The 9,269-nt window shown below is 50.3% G+C and carries 9 protein-coding genes; all 9 read right to left on the reverse strand.

Going from position 1 to position 9,269, the window contains the following annotated elements:
- Window positions 1–377 precede the first annotated feature (377 nt).
- The gene (gene ftsZ, locus IID12_08245) at window positions 378–1,547 is read right to left on the reverse strand and encodes a cell division protein FtsZ (protein MCH8289078.1); all 1,170 of its coding nucleotides are present in this window, start codon (window positions 1,545–1,547) and stop codon (window positions 378–380) included.
- 39 nt (window positions 1,548–1,586) lie between these two features.
- The gene (gene ftsA, locus IID12_08250) at window positions 1,587–2,843 is read right to left on the reverse strand and encodes a cell division protein FtsA (GenBank protein MCH8289079.1); all 1,257 of its coding nucleotides are present in this window, start codon (window positions 2,841–2,843) and stop codon (window positions 1,587–1,589) included.
- A gap of 18 nt (window positions 2,844–2,861) precedes the next feature.
- Window positions 2,862–3,629: an FtsQ-type POTRA domain-containing protein gene (locus tag IID12_08255; protein ID MCH8289080.1), complete on the reverse strand. Its 768-nt coding sequence runs from the start codon at window positions 3,627–3,629 to the stop codon at window positions 2,862–2,864.
- The gene (murB, locus tag IID12_08260) at window positions 3,626–4,555 is read right to left on the reverse strand and encodes a UDP-N-acetylmuramate dehydrogenase (protein MCH8289081.1); all 930 of its coding nucleotides are present in this window, start codon (window positions 4,553–4,555) and stop codon (window positions 3,626–3,628) included. Before murB ends, IID12_08255 begins: the two co-directional genes overlap by 4 nt.
- Window positions 4,539–5,942: a UDP-N-acetylmuramate--L-alanine ligase gene (locus tag IID12_08265; GenBank protein ID MCH8289082.1), complete on the reverse strand. Its 1,404-nt coding sequence runs from the start codon at window positions 5,940–5,942 to the stop codon at window positions 4,539–4,541. Before IID12_08265 ends, murB begins: the two co-directional genes overlap by 17 nt.
- Window positions 5,942–6,604, reverse strand: coding sequence for a hypothetical protein (locus IID12_08270; GenBank protein MCH8289083.1), 663 nt, complete (start codon window positions 6,602–6,604; stop codon window positions 5,942–5,944). Before IID12_08270 ends, IID12_08265 begins: the two co-directional genes overlap by 1 nt.
- Window positions 6,574–7,068 (reverse strand): glycosyltransferase, encoded by a 495-nt coding sequence (locus IID12_08275; GenBank protein MCH8289084.1) that lies wholly within the window; start codon window positions 7,066–7,068, stop codon window positions 6,574–6,576. Before IID12_08275 ends, IID12_08270 begins: the two co-directional genes overlap by 31 nt.
- A gap of 1 nt (window position 7,069) precedes the next feature.
- Window positions 7,070–8,218, reverse strand: coding sequence for a cell division protein FtsW (locus tag IID12_08280; GenBank protein ID MCH8289085.1), 1,149 nt, complete (start codon window positions 8,216–8,218; stop codon window positions 7,070–7,072).
- Window positions 8,215–9,269: UDP-N-acetylmuramoyl-L-alanine--D-glutamate ligase (murD, locus tag IID12_08285; GenBank protein ID MCH8289086.1), on the reverse strand; the 1,055-nt coding region annotated here is incomplete at its 5' end. The genes IID12_08280 and murD, both read right to left, overlap by 4 nt.

Raw genomic sequence — 9,269 nt, forward strand, 5'->3', positions numbered from 1 at the left:
GCCCTGACCTCACTTATAAATAAACCACCCCCTTCCCCCTCCTTGAAAAGGAGGGGGAAATGAAATCCCCTCTTGAGAGGGGTAGCCGATCCTCTAAAAATCTTATAGGGAAAGGTTGGCCCGCCTGGCGAGAAGTCGGACAGGGGTGTGTCCGTCTATTGCGGTCAGGGTAAACCCTGACTCGCACTTATAATCGGGCAGGTCACAGACCTGCCCCTACTTTATCTGAACAGCGGGATTGGCTCACGCCTGTCTTCGGCTCTTCGTCCCGATCCCGAAACTTCGGGACGGGACTCCTCGGAATGACAGACTTACCCCAAACAAAAAACCCGGCAAATGCCGGGCTCTTTGTTTTTCTCTCAGGGTGACGACCTGATTTACAAGCTCGCTATGTTCGTCTGCTTCCTCAGGAACGCAGGAACCTCGATGTCATCCGCCGGAATCGCCACTTCATCCGGAGCCGGAACGTTCTCGACTGCCGGGCGGCTTCCGCCGTTCAATCTCTGTACCGCAGGTTTCTCTAATTCCTCCGGATTAGCGCGGTAGTACGCATAGTCCTTTTCTTCTTTGAGGCGCATCTTGCCGGCGTCTTTATTGAAGCCGGTCGCTATTACGGTTACTCTCAGCTCATCGTCCATCTGCGGGTCTATGACTGCACCGAAGATTATGTTAGCATCTTCACCCGCTTCCTGATAGATGATGGAGGAGGCTTCTTCAACGTCGTAGAGGGAGAGGCTCTCTCCGCCCGTGATGTTGATCAGCACTCCGAGGGCGCCGCTTATGTCGGTATCTTCGAGGAGCGGACTGTTGATAGCCTGCTGAGCCGCTATGACTGCTCTCTCTTCGCCTGTTGCCGTTCCGGTACCGAGTACCGCATCGCCCATATCAGCCATGACGGTCCTTACGTCAGCGAAATCAAGATTTATGATCCCGTGATACGTTATCAGGTCGGAAACGCCCTTCGTCGACTGGTAGAGCAGCGTATCGGCGACCTCAAAGGCGTTCAGGACCGAGGTGTCTCTATCTACTATCGACAGCAGCCGTTGATTAGGGATGACGATTATGGTATCGACGTTGCTTCTGAGTTCCTCGATTCCGGCTTCGGCGCGCATCATCCGTTTGGGCGCTTCGAAGATGAACGGTTTCGTTACGATAGCCACGGTGAGTGCGCCGAGATCCTTTGCTATCTCCGCAACTATCGGTGTCGCACCGGTTCCCGTTCCACCTCCCATGCCGGCGGTAACGAAGACCATATCCGTGTCGGCGAGCGCTTTGGCTACCGTGTCCCTATCCTCTTCAATCGCTTTTCTGCCGACTTCAACGTTTGCGCCTGCGCCGAGTCCCTTGGTTAGGCTTTGACCTATCTGTATCTTCGTTTTAGCCTCGCTGTGGTCAAGCGCCTGTGCGTCCGTATTGATGGCGACGAAATCCACCCCTTCCAATCCGGACCGGATCATGCGGTTGAGAGCGCTTCCTCCGGCGCCTCCAACTCCCACTACCTTCATCTTGGCTCTCTGTTCGAGAACCTCCGTGAATTCAAATAGCATAATTTCCTCCTGCTTTGTGTTTTGTTTTTTTATCAATTTTCAAATGAAAAAATCTGTTACCTGGTTGAGCAGCTTGCCCAGCGCCTTTTTGAACTTCGGTTTTTCGTCGGGTATGTACGATTCGACCTCGCCCTCCGGGCTGACGGCATAGTTTATCAGACCGAGCGCCGTCGCGTATTTCGGCTCGGAGACGAGATCGACCAAGCCTTTAGAGGGGTAAGGAACTCCGATCTTTACCGGCTGCTCAAACACATCCTGGGCGAGTTCGACCATCCCCTGAAGCAGAGCGCTGCCTCCGGTTATCACGACACCTCCCGCGAACATCTCGTATCTGTCGCACTTCTTCATCTCTTCCTTCGCCATTTTGAGTATCTCCTCGACTCTCGGTTCGATGTAGGAGGCGAGCACAATCTTTGATATCTCCCGCGGTGGTCTTCCTCCGATGCTTTTCAGTTTAAAGTATTCGTCCTTGCTCACGAGTGACTGCTTGGCGAATCCGTGGCTGCATTTTATCTCTTCCGCCTGGTCTCGCGGAGTTCTCAGCATGTATGCGATGTCGTTGGTTATGTTTTCGCCTCCGAGACCTACAACTGCCGTATGACGTACCGCTCCTTTAAAGAAGAGGGCAACGTCGATCGTTCCGCCGCCGAAATCGAGCAGGGTAACTCCGAGCTCTTTCTCTTCATCATCGAGTACGGCGAAGCTGCTGGCGAGCGGTTCGAGAATCAGGTTATCGACGTTGATATCCGACTGGTTTACCGCCTTGACTATGTTTTTCGACGAAGTGGCTGAACAGGTTACGATATGCACCTTCGATTCCAATTTCATACCCGTAATTCCAATTGGAGATTTGATGCCGTACTCATCGTCAACCGCGTATTCCTGCGGCAGGACATGAAGTATCTCCCTGTCGAGACCTGTAAGAACAGCCATAGCGGCTTCCGTTACTCGCTCGATGTCATCCTCGCTAATCTCGCCGTGACGGATGCCACGCTTCGATTCGGACTTAGAGACCGCTATAACCGCATCGCTGTTCATACTTCTGATATGGCTTCCGCCTATGCCGATATGAGCGCCGTTGATGTTGACTCCCGCCATCCTCTCCGCCTCTTCTACCGCATTTCTGATAGAGCTGACGGTTTTGTCGAGATTGACGACAACTCCGCGTTTCAAGCCTAATGACGGCACCGTGCCGACGCCGAGAATGTTTAGATCTCCCGACGCTTCTATCTCCGCGATGATGGCGCAGATCTTCGTCGTCCCTATGTCAATTCCAGCAATTATTGAATCTTTCATATTCCCTGACTCCCTGTTTCAAGAACGTTCTTTTACTATCACCTGATTTTCAAAACGTAAATCCACATATTGATAACCCGACAAGCCGTCTCCCGGGTTGACCGTTGCGACAAGCGAGCGTATCCTGTCGATCTTATTTACAAAACCTGATTTTCCGAGATATATCCGTGTGCTGTTCTCGGTGCCTATAAGGTTCACATTTCCCCGGGTTCCGATATGAATTTCGGAAATGACATTAATTAACGGAAGCGGTCCCTCGCTCAGCAATTTTGCTACCCTGAGCGCTTTGAGGAAGCGCGCGTCATCTATTTTATCTCCAAACTTCGGGGCGGTTATATCCTCAACGCCCGTTATCACGGGAAGATCAAACCTCTTGTGCGAGCGGGAGGGAAGGAGATGTCCGTAAATGTCGGTGCAGTACAACTCCCCAATAACAAGAAATGCGAACGGTGTCCGCTCTTCGACTTTTATAGAAAAAGAGTTCGGAAGATTTCTCGAGATCACTGCCTTTCTGATAAAGGGATTCGACTCTATTCTTGCTGCCGCCTTACGGATATCAGAATTCAAGAGGTTTTCACCGAACTTAAGTCCCGATAAGCTGAACAGATCATCGGGAGAGACAATTTCATTTCCGCTTATCTTCACATTTTCAAGCGTAAAGACCTTAAATGCGCTTGCGTATTCCATGACAGCGCCTATGAGAAGTCCGAAGAGAAGCGTGGAGCCTGAAATCTTCATTATCCGGACGACGGCAGGTAATTTTTGCCTTATAAATACTTTTATCATATAAACCAATCCTCGAATCCGACGAGTTTAAGTTCGAGTTCGAGTTCAACGTCGAACTTGTCCTGAACCGTTTTCTGGGCGAGGGCAACGAGGTGCATAACGTCCTCGGCTTTCGCCCTGCCGGTGTTTACGATGAAATTCGCGTGCTTCTCGGATATTATCGCTCCGCCCGCGCGTGTTCCCTTCAGTCCGGCGTCATCGATGAGCTTACCCGCCGACGCCCCCTCCGGATTCTTGAAGATGCTGCCGGTGGAGGGGAGGGAGACGGGCTGTGCTTCGTTCCGCGATTTCAGGATATCCCGTGAGTTTCCATAGATTTCGGAGGCATCATCGACTTTCTCCAACTCAAATTCGGCTTCGATTATCAGTGAGCCTTCGGGGAGGTTCGATTCCCTGTAACCGAACTGTAAGTCGATAGCGCGGAGTTCCGAGAATTCTCCGTTTTCCAGTAAGAGGGTGATAGATTTCAGCTTCAGCGATATCTCCGAGCCGAAAGCGCCGGCGTTCATATAAAGAGCGCCTCCGAGCGAACCGGGAATTCCTGCGAGCTTTTCCACCCCAGCTAAGTTGTTTTTTCTGCAAGTCGATACGAACTTCGCCAGGCTGACACCCGATTGTGCGGTTACTTTCACGCCGTCCACTTCGATCTTGTTAAAACCCTCTTTCAAGTCGATGACCATGCCCTTATACCCCTTATCGTGAACGAGTATGTTGCTTCCGCCTCCCATGTGAAAACGATTTATGTCGTGCTCGACCGAAAAGCTTATGAGCGTTTCGAGGTCCTGTTTATCTTTTGGGAAAACGTATAATTCTGCTGGACCACCTATCCGGTAAGTAGTATGCTCACTCATCGGTTCGTTCAGCCTCAGTTCTCCTCGCAGCGATTTCCTCAATTTTCGGATATCCTCTTCAGTCAGCAATCGCATTTTGTTCCGACATCTCCAATTTTCGGATGAGTTCTTCCCCCACCTTGAAAACGTCCCCCGCTCCAATTGTAATTATCATATCGCCCTCGCCCGCTTCATCAAGCAGAAAATCGACTATCTTCTCCATTTCGGGGATGTAATGGACGCTTTTATGCCCCGCCTTTATTGCAGCATCGGCGATCAGTTTCCCCGTAACGCCCTCTATCGGCGCTTCACGCGCCGGATATACGTCGGTCACTATCAACATGTCCGCATGGTTGAACGATTTTCCGAAATCGTCCTTAAAATCCCTTGTGCGTGAGTAAAGGTGAGGCTGAAATACGGCTATTACCCGCTTATTCCAACCCGTCCGAGCCGCGGAGAGGGAGGATTTCACCTCCGTAGGGTGATGAGCGTAATCGTCAACTATCATAATACCGGAAATCCGTTTCTTAATCTCAAACCGGCGTCTTACGCCCTCAAAAGCTGCTAACGCTTTCGCAACAGACTCGAACGGTATCTCCAATTCGAGGGCGAGCGCCGCAACCGCCAGCGTATTTTTAACGTTGTGCTCACCGGGAAGCTGAATTTTTATCTCACCCATCTCACTCCCCTCATTGATCAGGGTAAAAGCGCTCTCGCCGGACTTATGCGAGATATTCACAGCCCTTACCTCGGCTTCATCGGAGATGCCGTAGGTGATGACCCGTTTCTTGAGATCGGGAATAATTTCCTTCAGGTGAGGCTCATCGATGCAGGCTATGACAGCCCCGTAAAAGGGTACCCGCGAAGCAAAGGTGAGGTAGGTCTCCTTGATGTCATCGAGGTCCTTATAGACGTCGAGATGCTCTTCCTCGATGTTGGTTATAATAGCTATGGTCGGTGAGAGTGTCAGGAATGAGCGGTCGAACTCGTCAGCCTCTGCGACTATGTAGTCGCCGTCTCCGAGCCGGGCGTTGGTAGCGAGGCTTCTCACAACGCCTCCCACGATAATGGTCGGGTCGAGACCGGCTTCGGTCAATACCATCCCGGCAATAGAGGTTGTGGTCGTCTTTCCGTGCGTACCGGCGACGGCAATCGCATACGGTTTCAGCCGAACGAGTTCAGCGAGCATTTCAGCCCGCCTGATAATGGGTATGTTCCGTTCATCCGCAGCTATCAGCTCCGGATTATCCTCCTTGACCGCCGAAGAATGCACCAGCACGTCGGCGTTTCCGACGTTATCGGCGTTGTGACCTATATATATCCGACCGCCCATCTCTTTTAAGTTCCGAGTGATGTCAGTCTCGGTCATGTCCGAACCGGAGACGGTGTATCCCTGGTTGAGCAGCAGCTCTGCGAGCCCGCTCATTCCGATTCCGCCGATTCCCACGAAATGCAGATGCTTTGTATGTCCGAGTTTTACCATCAATTTTTCGTCTGACCCAATAATTCAAGAAGTGATTCGACTATGTTCAGAGCGGGGTCTTTCTGAACCAATTTTTTACCCGCTGCCGACATCTCTTTCAGTTTCCATTCATCAAAGAGCATCTCGAAAACAGTTTTTTCCAATATTCCCGTACCGAGTTCCGACTGTTTGATCACTATCGCCGCTCCGGCTTCTTCCATGAGTTTTGCGTTGTAATCCTGATGCCCTTCCGCGGCGTGCGGATAGGGGATGAGCAGGGAGGGGAGACCGACGGAAGCGAGCTCGGCGATCGAGAGCGCTCCGGCTCTGCAAATAGCAAGGTCGGCGGAAGAATAAGCCCCCGCCATGTCGGATATGAAGGGTAGTATCTTCACGTTATCCCTTTCCCCTACCTGATTGATTATCATCTGATAATCGAAGGTTCCCGTCTGCCAGAGGAGTTGAACCTCTCGTCTGCTTGCGTATTGCTCCAAATTCTCGAGGATGTGCATATTTATCGGTCTCGAACCCTGGCTTCCGCCGAAAATCAATATCGTGCGCTTACCGGGCTGGAGTCCGAAAGACTTGGAGGAGAGTGATTCGGCTCTCCGCAATAGTTCTCCTCTTACCGGATTTCCGCTAATTTCCACTTTTAATCTTTTTTTTTTAAGTATTTCAAACATTTCTCCATGCCCAAATGAACCCGAGTGACTCTCCCGGCGAGCAATCGTGTGGTTATTCCCGGATAAGAGTTCTGCTCGTGAATCAATGTGGGAATTCCCATGAGAGTCGCCGCAATAAGGGGAGGACCCGAAACGAAACCGCCTGTCCCCACAACCGCATCGGGTTTGTTCCGCGAAAGGAGCCAGAACGATTTCAGCACGGCAATTAAAATTTCTAACGGCACCAGGAGATTTTTCAGAATCGTAAGAAGCAGATTCCGCTCTCTGGAAACCCCCGAAATCCGTATCGGCAGAAATTCGAAATCACTGTTAGGAATAATTTTTCCCTCTATTCCTTTTCGTGTACCGATAAACAGTATCTCCGCAGATTTCCGAACCTGTTTAAGTTTTTCGGCGATAGCAAGCGCAGGGAAGAGATGTCCTCCCGTTCCGCCGCCGGCGAATATGACCTTGACCGGTTTCATTTTAACGAGAACTCCTTTTATATCTTTTCCGTTTGGGAGTACTTTTCGATGAAGATATATTCAGCAGTATTCCTGTGGCTCCAAGCGTGTACAGGATATTCGAGCCGCCGTAACTGACCAGCGGAATCGGCAGTCCTGTTACGGGAAGCAAGCCGGAAACAACCGCAGCGTTAACGACTGCATAAAGGAATATTGATGTTGACAGCCCTACAGTCAGATAAACTCCGAATTTATCATTGGCTCCCCGGGCAATTTTAAGCGACCGAAAATAGAACGCTAAAAACATCGTCGAAATGATCAGGACGCCGATAAAACCCATCTCCTCGCCGATGATGGCAAGTATAAAATCCGTGTGTGGAGTGGGAAGGAACAAGTTTTTGCCGACGCTTTCTCCAAGTCCTAATCCCAAGAGACCGCCGCCGCCAAGGCTCATTAGAGATTGCTGCATCTGGTAGCCTGCTCCAGAAATATCTCCGCCTTCGATAAATGATTTAATACGCTGAATCTGATAGCTGGAGTTGAATACAGAGAGAACCATTATCAATCCGCCGATGGCGCCAACGGCGGTCAGATGGCTGATTTTCGCGTTCCCGATGAAGAGCATTATGAAGGAAACCGCTATTATCATCGCGGTAGTGCTGAAATCAGGTTGAATCAGCACAAGCCCGGAAGCGATTGCTAAAATAATTATTGTCGGAAGAAGCCCGTCGGTAAATGATCCGATCCGTTTTTCATTCTTCTCAAGGTAGTATGCCAGGTAAGTTATGAGGGCAAATTTCATCAGCTCGGAAGTTTGGAGGCTGATTCCGCCGATATAAATCCAGCGGGCTGTTGAGCTTGTTCCCCAGAGACGATGGTATATTAATCCTGCGGTCAGCACGAGCGCCGCCGCGATGAGTAGCGGAATGGCGATTTTTTTATAAAACCGGTAGTCTATTCTCATTGTCAACGCCAAAAGAGCAAAGCCGATGAGAAGCCGCACAAAATGACCCTTGAGATAAATTGCGCTGTCGCCCATTTCTCTGCCTATTGCCGAGCTGGCGCTGTAAAGCATCACCATTCCTATTCCGGCGATGAGAATGATGATAAAGAGAAGGTTTTTATCGTAGTCGCTGCCGCGAACGTTGAAGTATCCTGACAGTGAAGTCATACAGCTTCTCCAAGCGCTTTCACTTCATTGGCGAAAACTTCGCCTCGTTCTTCGTAATTCCTGAACATATCAAAACTCGCGCAGCCGGGCGAAAGCAATACGACGTCGCCGGCTACCGAGAGGCGCTCAGCAACTACGACAGCGTCTTTCAAATTTGGAGAGACGCGCTGGTCCGCTATAGACGAGAACGACCTGCCTATCTTCTCCGCCGCTTCTCCGATGAGAATCAGCGTTTTCACTTTCCGCGAGACAAGTTCCTTGATAGATTCAAAATCGGAACCTTTATCCCTGCCGCCTGCTATCAATATTATCGGTTCATCAAAAGAGTTAAGAGCCACCGTCATTGAATCAACGTTGGTGGATTTCGAGTCGTCAACATAACTGACTTCGTTTAAAACACGCACAGTTTCGAGCCTGTGCTGCACTCCGGGAAAGGCAAGGAGGGCGCTGCCAGACCTGATAATGGAAGCGCCCCCTGTTGTGGCGAGTAAAATACATGCTGCGGCGTTTGCCACATTGTGGATGCCGGGCAGTTTAAGGTCGTTCACGTTTATAACCGTTTCATCAATCGATTCATATTTCAATCGAAGTTCTGAATCTTCGAGCCAACAGCCGTTGTCCAGCTTGGTTTTTACCGAAAAAGAGATATTTTTGGCAGCGGAGTTGGAAGCGATTCGTGTGGATTCCGTGTCGTCGCTGTTATAGATGAAATAATTATCCGAGGTCATATTCTCTGTTATCCGCTCTTTGGCGTTCACGTAACTTTCATAGTTCGTGTGCCAGTCCAGATGGTCGGGAGTGACGTTGAGCACTGTTGCGGCAACCGGATGGAATTTGTCAATCCATTTGAGCTGAAAACTGCTTACCTCGAGGATATATATAGTTTTGTTCGTGTCTCCTTTACCGACGAGAGAGGAGAACGGCGTTCCGATGTTTCCGCCTAATCGCACATCGTCAAACGACTGCTTCATCATCTCGCCTAATAGTTCTGTGCAGGTCGTTTTGCCGTTTGAACCTGTAATAGCGGCGATTTTTCCATCTCGCAACCAGC

It is taken from the genome of Candidatus Neomarinimicrobiota bacterium, assembly GCA_022567655.1.
Taxonomy (GTDB): Bacteria; Fidelibacterota; SORT01; order SORT01; family SORT01; genus JADFGO01.